Source organism: Sphingomonas sp. MMS24-J45 (assembly GCF_044881195.1).
In the GTDB taxonomy this organism is placed as follows: domain Bacteria; phylum Pseudomonadota; class Alphaproteobacteria; order Sphingomonadales; family Sphingomonadaceae; genus Sphingomonas.
Map to the genome: position 1 here is coordinate 233670 of NZ_CP173255.1, position 21167 is coordinate 254836.

The 21167-nt window shown below is 66.0% G+C and carries 18 protein-coding genes; 4 read left to right on the top strand and 14 right to left on the bottom strand.

The features are described 5' to 3' along the window. Positions 1 to 62 precede the first annotated feature (62 nt). Positions 63 to 1031, bottom strand: coding sequence for a threonine/serine dehydratase (locus AB5I39_RS01240; RefSeq protein ID WP_404370116.1), 969 nt, complete (start codon positions 1029 to 1031; stop codon positions 63 to 65). Between the two features lie 137 nt (positions 1032 to 1168). Here AB5I39_RS01240 and AB5I39_RS01245 point away from each other — a divergent pair, with 137 nt between their 5' ends. The 3 genes from AB5I39_RS01245 to AB5I39_RS01255 all read left to right on the top strand — a co-directional run bounded on the left by AB5I39_RS01245 (position 1169) and on the right by AB5I39_RS01255 (position 4048). Continuing rightward, positions 1169 to 2389 carry a type III PLP-dependent enzyme gene (locus AB5I39_RS01245; protein ID WP_404370118.1) on the top strand — a complete coding sequence of 407 codons (1221 nt, stop codon included), beginning with the start codon at positions 1169 to 1171 and terminating at the stop codon, positions 2387 to 2389. Positions 2390 to 2514: 125 nt separating this feature from the next. After that, on the top strand, positions 2515 to 3558 hold the full coding sequence (locus AB5I39_RS01250; protein ID WP_404370120.1) for a deoxyhypusine synthase: 1044 nt from the start codon (positions 2515 to 2517) through the stop codon (positions 3556 to 3558). Positions 3559 to 3622: 64 nt separating this feature from the next. Further along, positions 3623 to 4048: an MAPEG family protein gene (locus AB5I39_RS01255; protein ID WP_404370121.1), complete on the top strand. Its 426-nt coding sequence runs from the start codon at positions 3623 to 3625 to the stop codon at positions 4046 to 4048. Positions 4049 to 4117: 69 nt separating this feature from the next. Here the strand turns inward: AB5I39_RS01255 and AB5I39_RS01260 are convergent, their stop codons facing one another. The 13 genes from AB5I39_RS01260 to AB5I39_RS01320 form a co-directional block, all read right to left on the bottom strand. Beyond that, complete coding sequence (locus AB5I39_RS01260) at positions 4118 to 5074, bottom strand: manganese catalase family protein (protein WP_404370123.1); 957 nt, start codon at positions 5072 to 5074, stop codon at positions 4118 to 4120. Positions 5075 to 5196: 122 nt separating this feature from the next. Next, entirely contained in the window at positions 5197 to 7083 is a 1887-nt protein-coding gene (locus AB5I39_RS01265; protein ID WP_404370124.1) for an XrtA/PEP-CTERM system amidotransferase, read from the bottom strand. A gap of 43 nt (positions 7084 to 7126) precedes the next feature. Continuing rightward, positions 7127 to 8662 (bottom strand): exosortase A, encoded by a 1536-nt coding sequence (xrtA, locus tag AB5I39_RS01270; protein ID WP_404370126.1) that lies wholly within the window; start codon positions 8660 to 8662, stop codon positions 7127 to 7129. A gap of 4 nt (positions 8663 to 8666) precedes the next feature. After that, positions 8667 to 9878: a TIGR03087 family PEP-CTERM/XrtA system glycosyltransferase gene (locus tag AB5I39_RS01275; protein WP_404370128.1), complete on the bottom strand. Its 1212-nt coding sequence runs from the start codon at positions 9876 to 9878 to the stop codon at positions 8667 to 8669. Then, entirely contained in the window at positions 9878 to 10951 is a 1074-nt protein-coding gene (locus tag AB5I39_RS01280) for a FemAB family XrtA/PEP-CTERM system-associated protein (RefSeq protein WP_404370130.1), read from the bottom strand. The genes AB5I39_RS01275 and AB5I39_RS01280 overlap by 1 nt, the downstream gene beginning before the upstream one ends. Next, a complete protein-coding gene (locus AB5I39_RS01285; protein WP_404370132.1) occupies positions 10948 to 11793 on the bottom strand; it encodes an XrtA system polysaccharide deacetylase in 846 nt (281 codons plus the stop codon). The genes AB5I39_RS01280 and AB5I39_RS01285 overlap by 4 nt, the downstream gene beginning before the upstream one ends. A gap of 31 nt (positions 11794 to 11824) precedes the next feature. After that, on the bottom strand, positions 11825 to 13174 hold the full coding sequence (locus AB5I39_RS01290) for an ExeA family protein (protein WP_404370133.1): 1350 nt from the start codon (positions 13172 to 13174) through the stop codon (positions 11825 to 11827). Between the two features lie 39 nt (positions 13175 to 13213). Further along, positions 13214 to 14848 carry a hypothetical protein gene (locus AB5I39_RS01295; protein WP_404370135.1) on the bottom strand — a complete coding sequence of 545 codons (1635 nt, stop codon included), beginning with the start codon at positions 14846 to 14848 and terminating at the stop codon, positions 13214 to 13216. Then, positions 14845 to 15765, bottom strand: a complete 921-nt coding sequence (locus tag AB5I39_RS01300) for an exopolysaccharide biosynthesis protein (RefSeq protein WP_404370137.1) — start codon at positions 15763 to 15765, stop codon at positions 14845 to 14847. The genes AB5I39_RS01295 and AB5I39_RS01300 overlap by 4 nt, the downstream gene beginning before the upstream one ends. Continuing rightward, positions 15762 to 17282, bottom strand: coding sequence for an XrtA system polysaccharide chain length determinant (locus AB5I39_RS01305; protein WP_404370139.1), 1521 nt, complete (start codon positions 17280 to 17282; stop codon positions 15762 to 15764). Before AB5I39_RS01305 ends, AB5I39_RS01300 begins: the two co-directional genes overlap by 4 nt. 15 nt (positions 17283 to 17297) lie before the next feature. After that, positions 17298 to 17942 (bottom strand): XrtA/PEP-CTERM system exopolysaccharide export protein, encoded by a 645-nt coding sequence (locus AB5I39_RS01310; protein WP_404370141.1) that lies wholly within the window; start codon positions 17940 to 17942, stop codon positions 17298 to 17300. Between the two features lie 118 nt (positions 17943 to 18060). Then, complete coding sequence (locus AB5I39_RS01315) at positions 18061 to 19284, bottom strand: pyridoxal-dependent decarboxylase, exosortase A system-associated (RefSeq protein WP_404370142.1); 1224 nt, start codon at positions 19282 to 19284, stop codon at positions 18061 to 18063. Further along, positions 19281 to 20780: an AMP-binding protein gene (locus tag AB5I39_RS01320; RefSeq protein WP_404370143.1), complete on the bottom strand. Its 1500-nt coding sequence runs from the start codon at positions 20778 to 20780 to the stop codon at positions 19281 to 19283. Before AB5I39_RS01320 ends, AB5I39_RS01315 begins: the two co-directional genes overlap by 4 nt. Before the next feature lie 106 nt (positions 20781 to 20886). On the opposite strand from AB5I39_RS01320, the gene AB5I39_RS01325 reads away from it, so the two are divergent. Beyond that, the gene (locus AB5I39_RS01325; protein ID WP_404370144.1) at positions 20887 to 21159 is read left to right on the top strand and encodes an acyl carrier protein; all 273 of its coding nucleotides are present in this window, start codon (positions 20887 to 20889) and stop codon (positions 21157 to 21159) included. Positions 21160 to 21167: the final 8 nt, after the last annotated feature.

Consider the following 21167-nt stretch of genomic DNA (forward strand, 5'->3'; position numbering starts at 1 on the left):
GCCTCGCGCGTCAAAGGTTTCTCGACTTCGCTCGCAACGAACGCCTCAGGGATGGCCCGTTATCAATCCATCCCCGCCAGCACCTGCCCATATGCCGCCAGATCGACATTCCCGCCCGACAGCAGCACCAGCATTCCCGGCTCGGTCTTCACCTTGCCCGCGAGCAAGGCCGCCAGCGCGACCGCGCCGCCGGGCTCGACCACCAGCCACAAGCACTCCGCCGCCCAGCGTTGGGCCGCGCGAACCTCAGCCTCGCTGACCGCCACACCAGTCGCACCGCGGCGCGAGAGCACGTCGAAGGTCAGGTCGGATACCCGCTTGGTCTGCAGCGCATCGCACGCCGTGGGTGGGGGCGAATCACCGACCTCCTCGATCCAGCCAGCCTCGAGCGAGCGGCGCATGTCGTCCCAGCCCTCCGGCTCCACCACTGTGACGCTCGCATCGGGCAAGGCGAGCGCCAACCCCGCCGCGAGCCCCCCGCCGCCGCATGGAGTGACCACGCGAGTGGGACTGCCAAGCCCCAGCGCCGCCATCTGCGCCGCCGCTTCGATTCCGGCACTCCCCTGCCCTTCGATCACCCAAGGGTCGTCGAAGCTCGGCACCAGCACCGCGCCGCGCGCCTCGGCCAGGCCCGCCGCGATCTTCTCGCGGCTGCCGGTCGCGCGGTCATAGGTCACCACCTCCGCCCCCAGCGCGAGCGTGCCCTCGCGCTTTGCTCGGGGTGCGTCGTCGGGCATCACGATCAGCGCCGGCATCCCGAGACGCTTGGCCGCCCAGGCGATTCCCTGCGCATGATTGCCAGAAGAGAAAGCGACTACGCCGCGCCCACGCAATTCGGCTTCGATCGCGGTCAGCCGGTGCCACGCCCCGCGCAATTTGAACGCGCCCATCGGCTGCAGACACTCGGCTTTGAAAGCGACGCTAACCCCATGAATTTCAGCAACAAAAAGCGGTGTTGGCGGGACCACCGCGGCGACCTTTGCGGCGGCATCGCGGACCCCGGCGCGGGTGGGCTGTCTTAAAATCGTCACGTGCTGTCCCCCAGGGTCCAAAACCGCTTTACAATGGAAAAGCGTAACCGTATTGCGCCCGTCCGCTGCCCCATGGGACTTCCAACCGCAAGGCAGTGTTTCGTGAACTTGTCTACGGACATTGGAGGTCCCTTGAATTGCACAAGCATCATCGCGCGCTGGGGTTAGCGACCACCCCTTCGAATACCCCTTCGGTACTCGACATCGCTTCGCAGCGGCCGGTTCAGCCGGTCACGCTGGTTCGTCCGCACGCAGCATCGCGTGCGGCCCGGTTCTTCGCCGAGAAGTTCCCGGGTCGTTCGATGTATGCGGTGAAGGCGAACCCGTCGCCTGCCCTGTTGCAGGTGCTGTGGGATAGCGGAATCACGCATTACGATGTCGCCTCGATCGCCGAGGTGCGGCTGGTCGCGAGCACGCTGCCGGACGCGACGCTGTGCTTCATGCATCCGGTCAAGGCGCCCGAGGCGATTGCATCGGCCTATTTCGACTATGGCGTGCGGACGTTCTCGCTCGACAGCGTGGAAGAGCTGGAGAAGATCGTCCAGGCGACCAACCATGCCGAGGATCTGACGCTCTGCGTCCGCCTTCGCGTGTCGTCGGAGCATTCGAAGCTTTCGCTCGCGTCGAAGTTTGGTGCGGCCCCGGGCGAGACCAAGGAATTGCTGTTCCGTGCGCGTCAGGCGGCGGATGCGCTCGGCATCTGCTTCCATGTCGGCAGCCAGGCGATGACGCCCGAAGCCTATGCCAATGCGATGGAGCGCGTGCGCGCGGCCATCGTCGAGGCGGCGGTGACGGTCGACGTGATCGACGTTGGCGGTGGTTTCCCCTCGACCTATCCCGGCATGGAGCCGCCCCCGCTCGAGCGCTATTTCGAGACGATCCACCGTGCGTTCGAATCGCTGCCGGTCAGCTATTCGTCCGAATTGTGGTGCGAGCCTGGTCGTGCCTTGTGCGCCGAATATAGCTCGATCGTGGTGCGCGTCGAAAAGCGGCGCGGCGATGAGCTGTACATCAACGACGGTGCTTACGGCGCGTTGTTCGATGCGGCGCATCTCGGCTGGCGCTTCCCGGTCGAATTGCTGCGCGAGCCGGAGAGCCGGTCGAAGGACATGCCGTTCAGCTTTTACGGCCCGACCTGCGATGACATGGACCATATGGTGGGTCCGTTCTATCTGCCGGCGGACGTGCAGGCTGGCGACTATCTCGAGATCGGGATGCTCGGGGCCTATGGCTCGGCAATGCGGACCGCGTTCAATGGTTTCGGATCGGACGAGACGGTGATCGTAGCGGACGAGCCGATGGCATCGCTGTACCAGGGCGAGTTGCCAGAGGTCGCTTCGAACGTCGTCACGCTGTAACAGACATACGCAATGACTATCCGTTCCCCGGCGCGGGCCGGGGTGCAGGGTTATGCAGCGCTCCGCTTGCAACCCTGGACCCTGCCTTTCGCCGGGGAACGGCTGTGCTTTTGGAGACGCAAGAAATGAACGACATGTCCAACCGCAAGGCCGAGCTGCTCTCGACCACCGTCGAGCATATCGACATCACCAAGTTCGACGCGCGTCCGATCGTCGACGCGATGAAGAAGATGAGCTTCACCAGCCGCGACCTGGGCCGCGCGACCGACATCTACAACCAGATGCTCGCCGATCCCGATTGCTCGATCTTCCTCGTCATCGCCGGCTCGACCTCGGCGGGCGGCTGCATGGATCTCTATGCCGAGCTGCTGCGCAACAACATGATCGACGGCGTCGTCGCGACGGGCGCGTCGATCGTCGACATGGATTTCTTCGAAGGCCTTGGCCACAAGCATTATCAGGCGCTTGAAGTGCCGGATGACGACACGCTGCGCTCGCTGCTGATCGACCGCATCTACGACACGTATATCGATGAAGAGCAGCTCCAGGACTGCGACCATACGATCTACGCGATCGCCAACAGCCTCGAACCGCGCCCCTATTCGAGCCGCGAGTTCATCCGCGAGATGGGCAAGTATCTCGTCGAGCACGGCAAGAAGGAAAACAGCCTGGTCAAGCTCGCTTACGAGCATGACGTGCCGATCTTCTGCCCGGCGTTCGTCGATTCCTCGGCAGGCTTCGGTCTGGTCAAGCACCAGGTCGACGGCGCCAAGGAGGGCAAGCCGTACATGGTGCTCGACGCAATCGCCGATTTCCGCGAGCTGACCGACATCAAGATCAAGGCTGGCACCACCGGCCTGCTCATGATCGGTGGCGGCGTTCCGAAGAACTTCATCCAGGACACTGTCGTCTGCGCCGAAATCCTCGGCCATGACGACGTTCAGGTCCACAAATACGCGGTGCAGATCACCGTCGCCGATGTGCGCGACGGGGCTTGCTCGTCCTCGACGCTGCAGGAAGCGGCATCGTGGGGCAAGGTCAACACCGGCATCGAACAGATGGTGTTCGCCGAAGCCGGTTCGGTCATGCCGCTGCTCGCGTCGGACGCCTATCACCGCGGCCTCTGGAAGAACCGCGTGAAGCGCCGCTGGGGTGCCAGCTTCGACTGATCGGTTGCAATTGCGCGACCACTGACACACCAATCCCCCCGGAAGCCATTCCGGGGGGATTTTCATGCACAGCCCAATCATCGCGCCTGTCGTTGCACTCGTCGCCTGGAGCCTCGTCATGTGGCTGTGGATGTACGTCAAACGCATCCCGGCGATGGGAAAGGCGGGGTTCGATACGGCCAATCTGGTGGGCGGCAGTGGCGCCGATCTGCGCGCCCGGATCCCGGCAAAGGATCAGTGGCCGGCCGATAATTACAACCACCTGCATGAACAGCCGACGATCTTCTACGCGATCGCGCTCAGCCTCGCGCTGCTGGAACAGGGGTCAGGGGTAAATGCGGTCATCGCCTGGGCCTATGTGGCGCTCCGTATCGCGCACAGCCTGGTACAGGTGACCGTCAACCGCGTGATCGTCCGCTTCTCGCTCTTCACCTTATCTACTTTGTGTCTTGTCGCCCTCACGCTGCACGCCGCACTGACGATCCTGTAGGGCGCAAAAAGAAGGCGGCGCGGACTCTCGTCCGCGCCGCCGCTCTTGTAACAGACCGAAAGATCGACGTTATTTGACCGTCATAGCGTCGGCCATTTCGACGGCCTCCTCTATGTCGGCGGCACCACCCTTGTCGCCGTCGCTGGTCATGCCGGCGCCCGGCCCCGCGCCGAGATCGACACCGGTGCGCGGGTCGCTCGTCCGATCGGACAGGGTGCGGGCCGCAAGCTGTTGCGAGACCAATTGATCGTCGCCTTCGAGCATGACCGAAGCCGTCCCGTCGCCGCCATCGATCGGCATGGTCTCCTCCAGATCGTCGATCCGCTCCCACTGCTCGCCCGAATTCCACGGGCCATCCACATCCCCGTCGCCCTGCGAGGTGTTGACGTAGAGGTTCGCGTACTTCTCGATCGCGGGCAGCTTGCCGGTCGGGAAGTTGTTCTCGATCGCGTACAACGCCTTCTCGAACGATTTCTGGTGCGCCACTTCGCGCGTCATCAGGAAGCCAAGCGCGTCCTTGATGCCCGGATCGTCGGTGATCGCGATCAGTCGTTCATACACGATTTTCGCGCGCGCCTCGGCGGCGATGTTCGAGCGAAGGTCGGCAGTCGGCTCGCCGCGGCTATCGACATAGGCTGCGGTCCAGGGGACACCGGCCGAATCGCACAGTGCCGGGCCACCACCGAACAATAATGCCCCCTTGGCCGAACTGCCCGAGGCACCGATCATCTGATACAATTCGGCTTCGTTCTTGGCGGCCTCGGAAAGCTGTGCCTTCACCCCCTTGTTGAGCATCGCGACGATCGAGCCGATCACTTCGAGATGGCTCAGCTCCTCGGTGGCGATGTCGAGCAGCAAATCCTTACGACCCGCATCGTCTTCACCCAGACCTTGCGTGAAATAGCGCATAGCGGCCGCAAGTTCACCATCGGCTCCGCCGAATTGTTCGAGCATCATCGTCGCCAGATGCGGGTTCGGCTCCGATACGCGGACGGTATATTGCAGCCGCTTGTTGTGCATGAACATGTCAGGTCTCCGATGGGATTCGAAGTCCTCAACCCGGCGACGCTAAAGCACGTTCCCCTTAATTTGAAAGACTTGCGCTAGATCAGTATCTTTTTCGCATTCTTCCGAAACGACTTTGCCGATCAGCGGAACAGGCGTGCAGCAGAGCGCTCCAACATCACCAATTGCCACAGCGTGCGGCCATGCTCTGCCCGCCCCGCGCGGTGGTCGGCGGCGAGGCGGTCGATTGCCCGCGCGTCGAACCATTCGCCCAAGATGCGCGAGCGCCCAAGCGCCGCCGCTTCATCGGCCAGCGGCCCACGGAACCACGCGCTGATCGGCGTGACGAAGCCCATTTTGGGGCGGTAGAGAATGTCCTTGGGGAGATAGCGCTCCAGCGATTTCTTGAGCAGCCATTTGCCCTGCCCGCCGCGCAGGCGCATCCCGACCGGGAGCTTCGCGGCGAATTCAACCAGGCGATAATCAAGCAAAGGCTCGCGCGCCTCCAGGCTCACCGCCATGCTGGTGCGGTCGGCCTTGGTGAGGATGTCGCCGGGCAGCCAGTGCTGGAAATCGGCATATTGTGCGCGGTCGAGTGCGTCGCGTGCGGGGGCATCACGCATCGATCGGAGATAGCGATCCTCGGCGCGGTGCCCGCCAAGTGCACTGCGGGCGGCGTCGCTGAACAGGGCCGCGCGGAGCGCTGGCGTGGTGACGCCGACCGAACGGGCATACCCCTCCGCCCCGTCCTCGGCGAGTGCCAGCAGCGTGGTCTTGGCGCGCAGTGGGCGCGGGGCCCAATCGGCTTTGGGATACCAGCGCCCGAGCGTCCCGAACACATTTTGGCGGATCGACGCGGGCAGGAGGCCGCGAACGCGTTCCTCCGCAGCCTGAAACTTATAGCGGCGATAGCCGGCGAACGCCTCGTCCGCCCCGTCGCCCGACAGCGCGACCGTAACATCTTCGCGCGCCAGTTCGCATACGCGGTAGGTGGCGAGTGCCGATGCGTCGGCGAAGGGCTCGTCGAACGCGTGGACGAGCGTGTCGATCAGGCTGAAATCATCCGCCGCGACGATGCGTTCGCGGTGCTGCGTGGCGAAGCGGCGGGCGATCTCATCGGCATAGCGGCGTTCGTCGAGGCTGGCTTCGTCGAAGCCGATCGTACAGGTGCGCACCGCGCCGCGCGATGCCTCCGCCATCAACGCGACGACCGCCGAACTGTCGACGCCGCCCGACAGGAAGGCCCCAAGCGGCACGTCCGAGACCATGCGCGATGTCACTGCATCGCGCAGGAGCGCTAGCAGTTCCTCCTCCAGCGCCTTCGCCGAGCCAGTCGCGCGGCGGCTAAAATCCACGTCCCACCAGCGTGACGGCGCAGGCACGGCCTTGCCGCGTTCGATCAACAACGAATGACCGGCGGGGAGTTTCTTTACGCCCGCGACGAGGCAGGTGTCGTCGGGGACGTACCCGAACGCCAGATAATCCTCGACCGCGCTGATCTGCGGCGCGCGGCGGAGCAACGGGTGGGCGAGCAGGCCCTTCAGTTCCGACGCGAACGCCACCGCGCCGTCCGACAGTTCGGCATAATGCAGCGGCTTCACGCCCAGCCGGTCGCGCGCGAGGAACAGGCATTGCCGCCGCGCATCGTGCAGCGCGAAGGCGAACATGCCGTTCAACCGATCGAGCATCGCCGGACCCCAGGCGGCCCAGCCGTGCAGCAGCACTTCGGTATCGCCCGCCGTCACGAACACCGCGCCCAGCGCCTGCAATTCGGCGCGCAATGCCGCGAAATTATAGATCTCACCGTTATAGGTGACCGTCAGCGCACCGTCGGCACTCGCCATCGGCTGCGGCGATCCGGCGACGTCGATAATCGATAGGCGGCGATGGCCCAAGCCTACGCCCGGCGCGGTCCACACACCCGATCCATCCGGCCCGCGATGCGCCTGCGCGTCCGCCATCGCCTGAACCCGCGCGGGATCGACCGGCTTCGGGGTGGAGGGATAATAAAGACCGGCGATGCCGCACATCAGGCCCGCTTACCGATCCCGGTGCGATCCGTCATCCCCATGCTCATGGCATTCCGGCAGCGCGATCGGCGACCCGCTCGATCGGACCGAGGGCTGCGACGAAGCGCGTGATCGCCGCGCGCGTATCGTGGCCGGGCACCACCTCCGCCGAGACATGCACCGCCACCGCGCGCTGCGGTCCACCGAGCAGCTTGGCTTTCAGGGCCGCGAGCTTCACCACCGCCGGGCGGTGCGTCAGCACGTCGCCGGCGCGGTACCAGGTCACGACCTGACGCTCGACCGGGCCGGGCGCGGTGATCCGCATCGCCGATCCGCCGTCGAGATCAGGCAGGTCCGACACGCGGACCCAGCGATCATCCTCACGCAACGGCCCCACCCCGAACGCGACGAGCTCTTTCCCTTCACGCTGGCTGCCATAGACGGCGATCGCCAGATCGACCGATTCCCCGCGCGCATCGGTATAGCGCCCGAACAGGAAATGATCGGCATTTGGATAGTTGGGCGACCACGCCGCGCGGATGCTGGTTGCGGTGCGGTGCCAGCCGGGAACTTCCGGCAATGCGATCCGATCCGGCAATACCTGCGCGCGCCCGGCAATTGCCGACGACCAAGCCGGGAACGCCGCAGCCGTCGCCAGCACCAAGGCTGCTGCGATCAGCGCATCCAGACGGAACTTCGGCACCACCTGCAACCGCGCGGGATCGAACGTCGGCGCATCGGGCGCGCGATCGAACCAGCGCCACCCTATCGCGATCACCGCCGCCATCACCAATCCGAAGAACACCCAGCCATAAACGATATGGTCCATGCCCGTCGCTTGCTCGACCGAGGTGAGATGGGCGGCATAGATCGTCCCGAACGCCCGCAAGCCGTTGGCGAGGATCGGCACCACGATCGCGACAACCATAAAAATCGCGCGCCGCCGCCACGAGACGAAGCAGACGTTGGCGACGAGCACGCCATAGGCGATCATCGCGATCACGAACTTCGCGCCGGAACACGCCTCGGCCACCTCGAAATAACCGTTGGGAATAGTGATAAGCACGCCATCGACCTGCGCGGGTACGCCGAACAGATGGAGCAGCGGCATCGTCATCGCGACGGTCGCGGTCTGCAACGGCTCCTCCAGCCCCTCCCCGAACGGCACGAGGAACACCGCATAGCAAAGCGGAAACAGCAGCGCGCGGGCGACATTCGGCCCGAGCAGCGTCACCACCACCCCCTGCAGCATCAGCACCAGCCCCAGATGCCGCGCAAGCGCCACGCCGGCTGCATCGCCGAGCAACCAGCCAAACCCGCCGAGCGCGACCAACACCAAGCCCGGCGCCCAGGCGACCGGGATAAGCTGCGCGAGGCCTGCGCGGCGCTGCCACACCAGCCACGCAAGCACCGGCGGAATGAACAGGCAATGCCCGAACGTCGTGCTGGTCCACCAGATTTTCGTCAGCGCCGCGACATCGTGCCAGAACAGCGCGATCAGCAGTAGCGCCACGCCGCCCAGAATCGCGGCATGTCGCCGCCAAACCGACGGCGCGGCGGGATCGATCGCGAAGGCGGCAGCGGGCATTGGAATGGTCATCGCGTCATGCCACTGCACAGCGCTGCGGTGCCGCGACCGCAAGACCCATGATCGCAGCGAGCGGCGCGAGCCGCGCCTCCCAACTGTAGCGTGCCCGAACTTGCGCACGGGCATCGCGGCCCATCTGCGCGGCTCCGTCCAGATCGTCGAGGATCGCGACCACCTGCGCCGCGATGTCGTCACCCGTCCCGCCAACGCGGATCGTGTCGGCATGGTCGATGCCCTCGGCCGCGGGGACCGATGCGACGACCGGCCGCGCCATCGCCATCGCCTCGAGCACCTTGTTCTGCACCCCGCGCGCGAGCTTCAGCGGAGCGACCACGACCGACGCTGCCGCGAGCCAGCCGCGTACGTCGGCAACCTCGCCCGTCACGATCACGCCGGTTCGCTTGCCCAGGGCCTGAACCGCCTCGCTCGGCGCGCGGCCGACGATCGCGAAGCGCGCGTTCGGGTGCCGTTGCTGCACCTGCGGCAAGATCGTCTCCGCGAACCAGGTCACCGCCTCGATATTCGGGCGGTAATCCATCTGTCCGGTGAAGACGATCAGCGGACCAGCGCTATCGATTGGTGCGAACGCCGCCGCAGGATCGAAGAAATCGGTGTCGATACCGTTCTCGACTGCGTGAACGCGATCAGCACCGGTCTTGTCGCGGAACAGGCGCGCTTCGGCTTCGCTGACGAACAAGCTAGCATTGGCGGAGCCGGCGACCGCGCTTTCGTAGCGTTGCAGCAAGCGTGCCTCGCGGCCCATCATCCACGCCATCGGCCCGCGCGATTGCTTGGCATAGTCGGCAAATTTGGCCGAATCCATGTCGACGAAATCCATGATGATGCGCTGCCGTGGGTTGGCCGGCAGATATTGCGCCATTTGGCTGGAGAAGACGTAGATCGTGTCGATCGCGTTAGACGCCAACGTGTGCTCGACCGCCTCGCGCAGTGACACATCGTCGAACGCGGTCAGCGACACGGGTTTGCGCGACAGCAGCGCCTGCACCGCCGCCTTGGCCCGCGATTTCGCGCGCCAGATGATCGCGGGCGTGTCGGTCACCTCGGCCAAGCCATCCGCCGGCTGCAGATCACGCGCATCGTCGGCAAAGGCGATCAGATGCACGCGTTTACGCGCGGCAAGGAACTTCAGGATGTGAAAGCCGCGGATCTTGTCGCCGCGATCGGGCGGATAGGGCACCCGGTGGCCCAGAAACAGGATATCGCCCATCAGCCCAGGCCGCGCGAGATATGCGGCCCCACCCGATTGGCGACCCATAGCGGCAGCTTCTTCCACAACTCCACCTTGCGCACGTAGCGCGGATCAAGCGGATTGATCTCCCGCACCGCCTCGCCCGGTGCTGCGCGCTTGCCGTAGGAAAGCGGCACGCCCTCAAATCCCCAATTCTTCTTGAAGGAGGCGGGGCCGGTCCCGACCTTGGATCGGCCGAAATCGAAGCGGGTGCAGCCCTTCGCCCGCGCGTGCGCCATAAGCGCGAAATACATCCGGTCATTGGCGCGAAGGGCGCGGGCGGCGTGCGTGCCGCCGCCCCAATAGGGGTAGACCGTGCCGTTGAAATAGAGGCTCAACACACTGGCGACCGCGCGCCCCTCGTGCCGCACGGTGAGGATATCGGCGCATTCACCAAATTCCTGCAGCACCGCGCGGAACAGCGCCGCCGGGAACACGGGTGTGCCGAGGTTGTGCACCGATTCGGCGTAAACCGCGTAATGCGCGTTGAGGTCATCGCGCCCACGCCCGACCGTAACCGCCAGATCGGCGTCCAGCGCCTTGCGCACCTCGGCACGCTGCTTCCGCGGGATCGCGAGCAGTTCAGCCTCGTCGCTGTCGGCGAGCGGGCGGGTGAAGCCAAGATAGGTGTCGGTATCGACATGCCAGCCGTCGCCCGGTAGCGGCCCGCCGCGCAGCTCCAGCGTTGGGCAGTCCAAACCCTGCGCCAGCGCCCAGGCGGCATCGCCCAATGCGGCGATCGCCGCATCGCTGTCCGCCAAAATCCCGCCACCTACCGCAAAGCCGTTCGAGACAAGGGCCCGGCCGAACAGTGGCGAGCGCACCTCGGTCAGCGGCACGAACCCGGCGAGCACCCCGTCGGCGCGTTCGGCCAGCAGCGTGTGGCTGGTCTGGCCGCAGCCCTTCGCGACCCCGCGGCTCCACGCCGTCAAATGGAACGGCATCGCCTCGGGATGAGCCCGCACGAACGCATCGATCCGCGCGCATTCGCCCGGATCGCGCAGATCGGCGGCGCGCACCGCGACCAGCGCCGAGAGCGGCTGGATCGTCATGCCGCGAGAGCGACCGGCGCCGAAATCGGGTGGAGATCGCGCACGACCGCGTCCACGCGACCCCAATCGTGCCGCGCCAGCAGCCCGCGCAACTTGCCCGCCATCGCGCCCAAGCGGCTGTAATGCCGCAGTTTCGATTTGGCAGGAGCGTTGGCGACGCGGGGCTGGCCTGGGTCGATCTCCCACGGGTGGAAATAGAACATGGCGGGCTGCCCCTGCCCTGCCACTTGCCGCACCGCATAATCGGTGAGCGCTGCCGGAAACAGCCGGAAGAACCCACCCCCGGTTGCCATCCGCCGCGAACCCAGTTCGGCGACCGTTACCGGCACTTCGATCAGATCGGCATCCGCAAGCGGGCGAAAAGCGAAGCGCGGAGCCTCGGGCCAGCCGTAATGATCGTGGCGCAGCGGCGCGACGCTGGAGGAATAGGCATAGCCCTCCTCAGCGAGGACTTCATGGGCCCAGGGCGTGCGGGCATCGATCGAGAAGCTTGGCGCGCGATAGCCTGTGACGGCGACACCGCCGGCATCCTCCAGCGCTTTGCGAGCGCGGCCGATATCGGCGCGGAAACGCACGGCGTCGAGCGTGAAGACGCGGTCGTGATCCCAACCGTGGCTCGCCAGTTCATGGCCCTGCTCAACGATCCGGCGGATCATCGCCGGATAACGCTGCGCCACCCAGCCAAGTGTAAAGAAAGTCGCCTTGGTGCCGGTTTCGGCGAACAGCGCGAGCACCGCATCGGTATTGCGCTCGACCCGCGGCAGCAGCGAATCCCAATCGTCCTTCGCGATCACCTTCTCGAAGGCACCGACTTGAAACCAGTCCTCGACATCGACGGACATGCCGTGAAGGGGTTGGCCGTTCCGCATGGCGTCAGCCCTCTGCGGCTTGGGCGGCGGTATCCGGGGTCTGCTCGCCCTCGGCCCAATCGACCAATAGCGTGAGCACGCGGCGCAGCGCCACGTCCTGTTCGTCCACGCGCGCCTCTAGGGCTGCGATGCGTGTTGCCAGATCGTCCTGCACAGGTTCGGGCGCGACCACCGGCTCCGGCTCGGCCACCGGTTCCGGCTCGGTGACCGGCTCAGGCTCAGGGGCGGCGTCGACCGTAGCGACAGGCTCGGGCATCGGCGGTGGCGAGACCATGTCGACCGGCTCCGGGCGCGTGAGGCGGATCGGACGCGGTTCGGCTGGCGGCGGGATGTGCGCGATCGGCAGCGGGCGCGGCGCTTCGGCCTCGGGTTCCGGTTCGGGCTTGGGCTCGGGTTCCGGTTCCGGCAAAGGTTCAGCTTGCGGCTCAGGCTCTGGGGCGAACGTCTCGGCGACAGCCTCAGGCTCCGCGGCCACTTCCGGTTCGGGCCCCGGCGCAGGCTCGGCCACGAACGCAGGAACGGTGATCGGCCGCACGCCCGGCATGTCGCCCGCGATATCCGCGACCACCGTCGCCACCGCGCGGCCGTCGATCGTGTCGAGCTGCTCGATCGCGCCATAGAGCAACACGCGCCCGGCAAGCTGATTGAGCCGCCGTGGCACGCCGTCCGACCCGGCATAGAAGGCCGTGAAAGCATCGGGCGTAAAGTGCGGGCGCCCTTCCCAGCCGACAACGCCCAACCGGTGCCGCATATACGGCTCGACCTCTTCGCGCTCCATCGGGTCGAGGTGGTGCATCGCGATGACGCGTTGACGCAGCTGTTCGAGCCGGTCCGACCCGTGCAACCGCTCGCGGAATTCGGGCTGACCGAGCAGGAAGATCTGCAGCAACGCATGACCGCCGGTCTGGAAGTTCGACAGCATCCGCAGTTCTTCCAGGCTCGACACCGGCAGCGCCTGTGCCTCGTCCACGATCAGCAGCGTGCGCCGCCCGGTCCGCGCAGTGGCGTGCAGCCCGCGTTCGATCGCGACCAGCAACTGCGCCTTAGTAAGGCCATCGCTATCGACATCGAGGCCGCCCGCGACCATCCGCAACAGATCATCCGCCTCGATCTGAGTCGAGACGATCTTGATGACATGCAGCCGCGTTGCATCGAGCGTGTCCATCAGATGCCCGACGAGCGTGGTCTTGCCCGCACCGACATCGCCGGTGATGACGATGAAGCCCTCCCCCTGCGCCAGGCCATAGCCGAGATAGGCCATCGCCTTGCGGTGCGTGGCGGTATCGAACCAGAAGCGCGGATCGGGTGTCAGCGCGAACGGTCGGCCGCTCAATCCATAATGATCTTCGTACATTTCACCGTCCTCGCACGGGGTAATAACGCCCCAGGCGTTTCAGAATTGATACCGCACGCCGACCTGACCCTGCGCGGACAATTGATCGTCCGTGCCGCGCTGGCTGAACGAATAGATCCCCGCCGACGCCGTGGTCGAGATGCGCCCGAAGTTGTGGTAATATAGCCCCGTTGCGCCGGTGCTGAATACGCCCGCGGCATTGGCGATGCCGCTGTTGTAATAGTTCACGAACACGTTGCCGTTGACGCCCGAATTGTTGTCGATTGCCGCGCCGACAAAGGCCTGTCCGTAATAGCTTTCATCGGTCACGCCGTTGATGCTGAAGCCCGTGCCGACAGGCGCGGAGAAGCGCCGCTGGGCATAGCCGCCGCCGACCCCGAAGTTGAGCGCGCCGCGCTTGGCGGCGATCACCGCGTCGATGCCGCGCGCGCGGTATGCCGCGGTCGAGATCGACTGGAACACGCCGTTCAGGCATCCGCCAGCCGACCCGCCGCCGGGTGCTCCGGGATTGCCGAAGGTGCAGCCGCTGAACTGCTGACCGAAAGCGTCGCGCTGTTCGATGAAGCTGGTCGGCAGGTTGGCGATGCCGTTGCGCAATTGCCGACCGAAGGTATCGACACTGTCATACACGCCGACCTGGATTCCCAGCGCGCGCGACGCGGCATAGCTGAACGATCCGGTATAGGTCATCCCGCCATAGCGCCGTCCGGCACGCGCCTGCAGCGTGGTGCGGCTCGACGGACGCCAGATCACGCCGCCGTCGTAGATGATACCGTCGGTTTCATAAGCGATGCGCTGCGGCGATGCCGGGTTGGTGACGAAGCGGCCGCGCGCATCGGTGACCGGCACACCGTTCACATCGGTCAGCGGATCGCGCTGCGTGACCTTGATCTTTTCATACCCTGCCCCCGCCGTCAGCGCGAGCGTCGGCAGCACCGGCAGCACGAGATCGCCACGCGCGACCTTGCTTTCATATTTCTGGTCGAGCTGCCCCGCAGTGCCGTGCTCATAACCCGCCGACACGTTGACGCCGACGGGCAGGACCGTGCCTGCCTTCACGCCTGCGCTGACATTGACGACATGGCTTTGCGAGGTATCGAACGCATCGAGCTTCGGGCTGCCCGCCGGCACGCCGGTGACGCCGGGTGCCTCGACCTTGGTGAAGCCATAGCGATAGCTCGCCGCGACCCCGACTGGGCCGACATGGCTCGCAAAGTTGGGCCCGGCATAGGCCGAATAAACCTGGCTGATGTTATCGACACTCCCGGCGAGATTGCCCGGTGCCGCGCCACGAATGTCGGAGCGGACGCGCGTCGCGATTGCCCCGCCCTCCAGCGTCAGGCCCGGGGCGACGGTGACGCTCGCGCGCGCAAGGCCGCTATGCACGTCGTCATCGCCGACGCGCTTGCTGTACGAAAAGCGCCGTTCGTAGCGATAGCTGACCTGGACTTGCGCGCGCTGGGTCTCGACCGAGGCGCTGACCCCGGCGGCGACCGTGGAATAGGTCAGCACGTCGTTATTCTTGAGGTCGGCGGTCACCACCTGGCCGATCTCGATATAGGGCGAGATCGACTTGCGACGCTTCTGCTCCTGCGCGTGCGCGGGCGTGGCGACGAATAGGGCGATGAGCCCGGCACCAAGGACAGTCGATACAGATGCGATTGGGCGCGTCATACCGCGTCCTCCCCTTGCGTATAATAGCTGCCGAAGCGGCGACCGCCGGGCGCATGGGCCACGGCGTTGAGCACCAGCTGGACGTGTTCACACCCGTCGAGCAAAGCGACGGCTTCGCGCAGATCGCTCTCTCCAGTACGATCGGCCCGGACGACGAGCATCGCTTGCCCGGCATAGTTCGCCAGCACTGATGCGGGCGATGCAGCGAGCACAGGCGGCGAATCGAAGATCAGGATCCGGGTCGGATCGGCCGCGAGCAATTGCGCGATCAACGCGCCGGTCCGCGCGCTGGCGACCAGTTCGGTGTCCGACGTGGTCTTGGTCCCGCACGGCAGCAGGCTCAGTTGCGGCACGTCGGTGCGCACGACGCAGCGCTCGATATCGATCTTCGGATCGGCCAGCGCGTCGAGCAGCCCCGGCCCCTCGGGCAGGCCCAATCGCGCCATCACATCGGGCTTGGCGAAATCGGCGTCGATCAGCAGCACCTCGACATCGCGTTCCGCCGCCATCGAAATGGCGAGGTTGACCGCGCAATAGGTCTTGCCGTCATTGGGCTGGGCCGAGCAGACGAGAATGGTGCGCGACAGATCGGCATCGCTGCGCCGGATCGTGCGCGCGGTGGTGAGCAATTGCCGCTTCACCAGACGGAATTCCTCGGTCAGCGCGTCGATCGGCGCGCCCGGTACGATGATCCCGCGGGCCGACAGCAAGCCGCGGTCGATCGCCGTCACGCCGCCGCGCGGTGCGATCTTCACGGGTGCGGGAGCTGCCACCTTCGGCTGCGCAACCGGCGCCTGTACGACCGGCTGCTCGGCAACCGGCGCGTTGCGCGCACGCGCATGTTCGGCGAAGTCATAGACTTCCGCCGCGCGTTCGAGCAGCGACGCCTTCACCTTGCGCGGTGTCATATCGCTCATGCCGCCAATCCCCGTTGAAGCATCTCGACCCCGAGCAGGGCGACATAGGCCACACCCAAGGCGCCGGCCCCGCCCGCGTAATAGGTCAGCATCCGGCGGCGTGCGGCGCGTTCCGCCTTGGTCACCATCTCGCCGATCGAGCCGATCACCGGCATCCCGGTCGCCTTTTCCAGCCGCCCCGGCGTCGGGAAGGTGGTCTTCAACTGTCCGAGCGCGAACGCCACCGCCACACCCGCGCCGAGGGCGGCGATCAGCACGCCGGTCAGCAGCAACGGACGGTTGGGTGCGGCCGGCACTCGCGGTGCGGTCGGCGGATCGATCACGCTGAACTTGATCGAATCGGTCTGGGTCTGCGCCTGGCCGCGCAGCTTGATCGCCTCGCGATCGGCCAGCAGCTTGGCATAGCCGTCCTTCAGCACCTGATAGTCATTCTCGATCTGCGACTGTTCGGCGGCGACCTGCGGGTTGCCCGCCAGTTTCGCGGTGATCGTGTCGAGATCGCCCTGCAATTGCGCTTTGCGCGCCATCAGCGACGCGACTTGCGCCTGCTTGTCGCCCTGCAGCGAGCGGAGCGAGATATAGGCCGGGTTGGACGCCCCGCCACCCGCACCGCCGCCGACCAAAGGCTCACCGCGTGCCGCCGCCTGTGCCGCCGCCAATTGGCTGCGCAAGGCGACCACGTCGGGGTGGTTCTCGGTATAGCCGCGCGCGCGCGCATCGGCGAGCTGGCCCTGGATCGCATTCAACCGCGCCCGCGCTGGCCCGGCGCTGACGCTGCCCGCGGCACCCGCGATATTCGCCGGGGTCGCCGCCATCTGCCCATTGATCGCGGCCAGGGCCGATTGTGCAGCGGCAAGATCGCTATCGACCTGCGCCATCGCCGATCGCGCGGCGCTCATCCGGTCGGTGAGCGATCCGGTGCCGGGCAGACTGCCGAGATAGCGGTTCTGGAAATCGGTGCGCTTCGCATCCGCATCGGCGAGCTGCTTCTGCCGCTCCTCCAATTGCGCATCGAGGAATTTCAGGCTGGTGCTCGTCTCATCGCGATCGCCCGACAAATTCTGTTCGACGAACAGGTCGATCAGCTTCTGCACGACCTGGCGCGTGACCTTTGGGCTGGAGCCCGTCGCGACGATCGAGAACAGATTGTCCTGCTCTGAGGTGATCTTGATCGCCTTGGACAGGCCAGCAACGCGGTCCGCCACGTCGCGGTCGGTCTTGACCGTGTTGGCAAGGTCGGTGCCGCGCACGACCTTCTCCAGGCTCATCGCGGAGGTCAGCGTTTGGCGGATGGTGTCGACGTCGCGCTGCTGATCCGCCGCGCTGATGCCGACCGCGTTGGGCAGGATCGTGTTCATCTGCACGAACACGCGCGCCTTGGATTCATAACTGTTGGGGATCTGCGCGACCACCGCCCAGCCGATCAATGCGACGCCCCACGCGACCGCGAGCGCGATCCAGCGGCGCGTCCAGATCGTGTGCAGCGCGATGCGCAGCTCGTCGTAAAGACCGTTCATCCCCCGGGGCGCTCCTTAAAACATGCTTTCGGGGATGATGATCACGTCGCCCGGTTCGAGCCGGACGTTCGCGCGGCTGTCACCGTTCTTCAGGAGGGTCGACAGCTTGACGTTATATTCGACCTGCTTGCCGGTGTTGCGATCGTAGCGGACCAGCTTCGCACGGTTGCCCGCCGCGAATTCGCTCAAACCACCGACCGCGATCATCGCGTCGAGCAGCGTCATGTTGGCGCGGTACGGGATCGAAGCGGGCTTCGCCGTCGCGCCGATAATGCGCACCTGTTGGCTGAAAGTGCCCGAAAAATTCTCTACAATGACCGAGACGATCGGGTCCTTGATATATTCGCCCAACGCGATCTTCATGTCGTCGGCCAGCATCCGCGGCGTCTTGCCGACGGCGGGCATATCGCTGATTAGCGGCGTGGTGATGCGGCCGTCGGGGCGCACCTGCACCTTGGTCGACAGTTCGGGATTGCGCCACACGAAGATGCTGAGCTGATCGAGCGGGCCGATGATATACTCTTCGCCCGGCTGTTCCTGCCCCGCGACGAAGGTCGCCGGTGGCAGTTCAGGGCGGCTGCTGCTCACGCAGCTGGTCAGCGCCATCGCGGCGACGCCAGCGACCAGCACCCCACGGAAAGACTTGGAAAAACCCGCCATGCAAACCTCCTGCCGCGCGGTTCTGCCGGTACGTCACGTCTGACATACCAGGACAGGGTCGCGGTTATCGTGCCGCTATGCCGCGCGAGAGGTAAAGATAGCGTTAGGAATGGCGGACTTAGCCGCCGGGGGTGCCCACCAGCAGCTCCCGCGGGGCGGGATGGCCAAGGAATGCGGCTGGGCTTGCCGTGAGGCCATAGGCCCCCGCCATGAACACCGCGACGAGATCGCCGACCTGCGCCACGGGCAGCGTGACACGGTCCGCGAGGCGGTCGAGCGGGGTGCACAAGGGGCCGACGACGCTGACGGTTTCGGTCGCTGCATCGGGCGCTGCGGTGGCGACGGCGACGGGGTAATTCCGCTTCACCACCGTGCCGAGATTGCCGGTCGCGGCGAGCTGATGATTCATGCCGCCATCGGTGACGAGGAAGGTCTCACCGCGGCTCTCCTTGCGATCGACGACCCGCGTCAGATACACGCCGCTTTCCCCGACGAGCCAGCGGCCGAGTTCGATCGCGAAGCCGCCGGTCAGCGGCGACCGTTCGAGCGCAGCGCCGAGGGCCTGGCCGATCGGGGTCACATCGATCGCTCGTTCGCCCGGGAAATACGGAATACCGAAGCCGCCGCCGAGATTGGTCAGCGGCGGGATCGCGCCGACCTGATCCGCCAGCCGTTCGGCCAGTGCCAGCGCACCGGTCAGCGCGTCGATCAACGCGGTGCCATCAAGCGTCTGCGATCCGGCAAAGATATGGAGCCCCTGCCAATCGGCATCGCTCGCGAGGATCGAGTCGATCAGCGGTGCGGCGCGATCAGCATCGACGCCGAACGGCGTCGCGCGCCCGCCCATGCGCATCCCCGATCCGCGCAACTCGAAATCGGGATTGACTCGCACCGCCACGCGCGGGCGGATGCCAAGCCGATCGCCCAGCGCACAAGCGCGGTGCCACTCGCCATCGGATTCGAGGTTGATCGTCGCGCCCGCCTGGATCGCGGCGGTCAACTCGTCATCGCGCTTGCCCGGTCCTGCGAAGCTGATCGCGGCAGCAGGCTTGCGCTGGAGCGCTATGCCCAATTCTCCACCGGACGCCACGTCCAACCCATCGACCAATGGCGCGATCGCATCGAGCAAGGATGCGAACGGGTTGGCCTTGATCGCATAGTGCAGCTTCACGCGCTCCGGCATCGCCGAGCGGAACTGCGCGACGCGCGCCGCAATCACCCCGAAATCGTAAACGAACAGCGGCGTATCGCTCGCGACTTTCACCCAATGCTCTGCGGTTTGGCCCGCGATTTGGAGCGGCGCTTGCTGGAATTCAGCGGGAATGGTGCCCATTGGCTTCATGACGCCACCTCCGCCTTGAGCGCCGCGCGGTCAAGCTTGCCGTTGGCGTTACGGGGCAATTCCGCGCGCCACTCGTAGCGCGACGGCTGCTGAAAACTCGGCAGATCACGCCGCAGACGCGCGCGCAAATCCGCCTCGCGCGTGCCATCGCCGCGCGCCACCACCAGAATCGCCTGGCCGAGGCGCGCGTTGGGCACGCCGATCGCCACCGCCTCCGCCGTCTCCCCGCCAGCGACCACCGCTTCCTCGATCTCGGTCGGGCTGATGCGGTTGCCCGCGCTCTTGATCATCTCGTCATCGCGCCCGACGAAGCGGAACAGGCCGTCCGCATCCACCGTCACCGTATCGCCTGACCATACCGCCATGCCGCCGGACCCGGCCCAAGCGGGCGCTGGCCGAAAGCGGTGCGCTGTCCGCTCGGCATCGCGCCAATAACCCTGCGCGACGAGCGGCCCGGCGTGGACCAGTTCGCCCGGCTCTCCCACCGCCGCCTGGCTACCGTCGGCGCGAACCGCCATCACCTCGGCAAAGGGGATCGCCCGCCCGATCGACTCCGGATGCGCGGCGACCAGATCGGGAGCGAGATAAGTCGATCGGAACGCCTCTGTGAGGCCGTACATCGGATAGAGATCGGCCCGTGGAAACTGCCTTTGCAGTCCGGCGATGATTGGCACGGTCAACGCGCCACCTGAATTGGTCAGCCTTTTCAGCGTAGCTGCGACGGCTTCCGGCCATTCGCTCTCAAGCAATTGCACCCACAAGGGCGGCACGCCTGCCAGCGTCGTGGGCTGCAACCGCTCGACCGCCTTCACCACATCGCGCGGCGTCAGATAATCGAGCGGGGCATAGCTCGCCCCCGCCGCCCAGGTCGAAAAGAGCTGGTTCTGACCGTAATCGAAGCTCAGCGGCAGCACGCCGAGTACCCGATCGTCTGGGGTCAGCTTCAGATAATGCGCCACCGACACGGCACCGAGCCAGAGATTGGCATGGCTCAGCATCACGCCCTTGGGTCGCCCGGTAGAACCGGAAGTGTAGAGGATCGCAGCCAGCGTGTCGGGATCGGCGGCGGAGGGCGGCAGCGCATCGACGCTCTCAACCTCCGCCTCGTCGAACGCCGTACAACCGCTAGGCACATCGCCCGGCTCCAGCGACCCTAACCGACCGGCTTGAGTCATCAACGCCACGGCACCGCTATCGGCCAGGATATGCGCCACCTGCGCGCGCTTAAGCATCGGGTTGATCGGCACGTGCACCAGCCCCACACGCGGCGCGGCCATCGGTAGCACGCACGCGAGGCGCGTCTTCGGCAGCCAGCTGGCCACGCGCGCGCCCGGCGCAAACGCCTGCCCCGCCAGCCACGCCGCCACCTCGCCGGTCAGCCGCTCAAGCCCAGCGAAATCGAGCGTGCCGGCGCGATCCATTAGCGCAACCGCGCCCGCCGCTCCGCGCGATGGCAGCGCATCGATGGGATAAGGATGTGGGTCGAGCGCGATCATTCCGCCCTGATAGCCGCGTCACCCGGCCCATGAACAGGCACCACTTGGCATCGTGCGCCCCAGTCTCTATCGCAGCGCACCATAACAGAGCGAAACGGGGCTCGACTTGCTTCCTGAAGATTATCACCAGATCGAAACCACCGTCCGCGGCGTGCTGCGCGACGTGCTTGGCCTGAGCGAGGCGCGCGCCGCCGCTTTCCATTCCGAAACGCCACTGTTCGGCGCGCTGCCCGAACTCGATTCGATGGCGGTGGCGGGCCTGCTGACCGAGATCGAGGAGCGGCTCGGCATCCTGATCGAGGATGACGAGGTCGATGGCGAGATGCTCGAGACGTTCGGCTCGCTCGTCCGCTTCGCCGCCGCGAAGGCGCCCCGCTGAGGATCGAC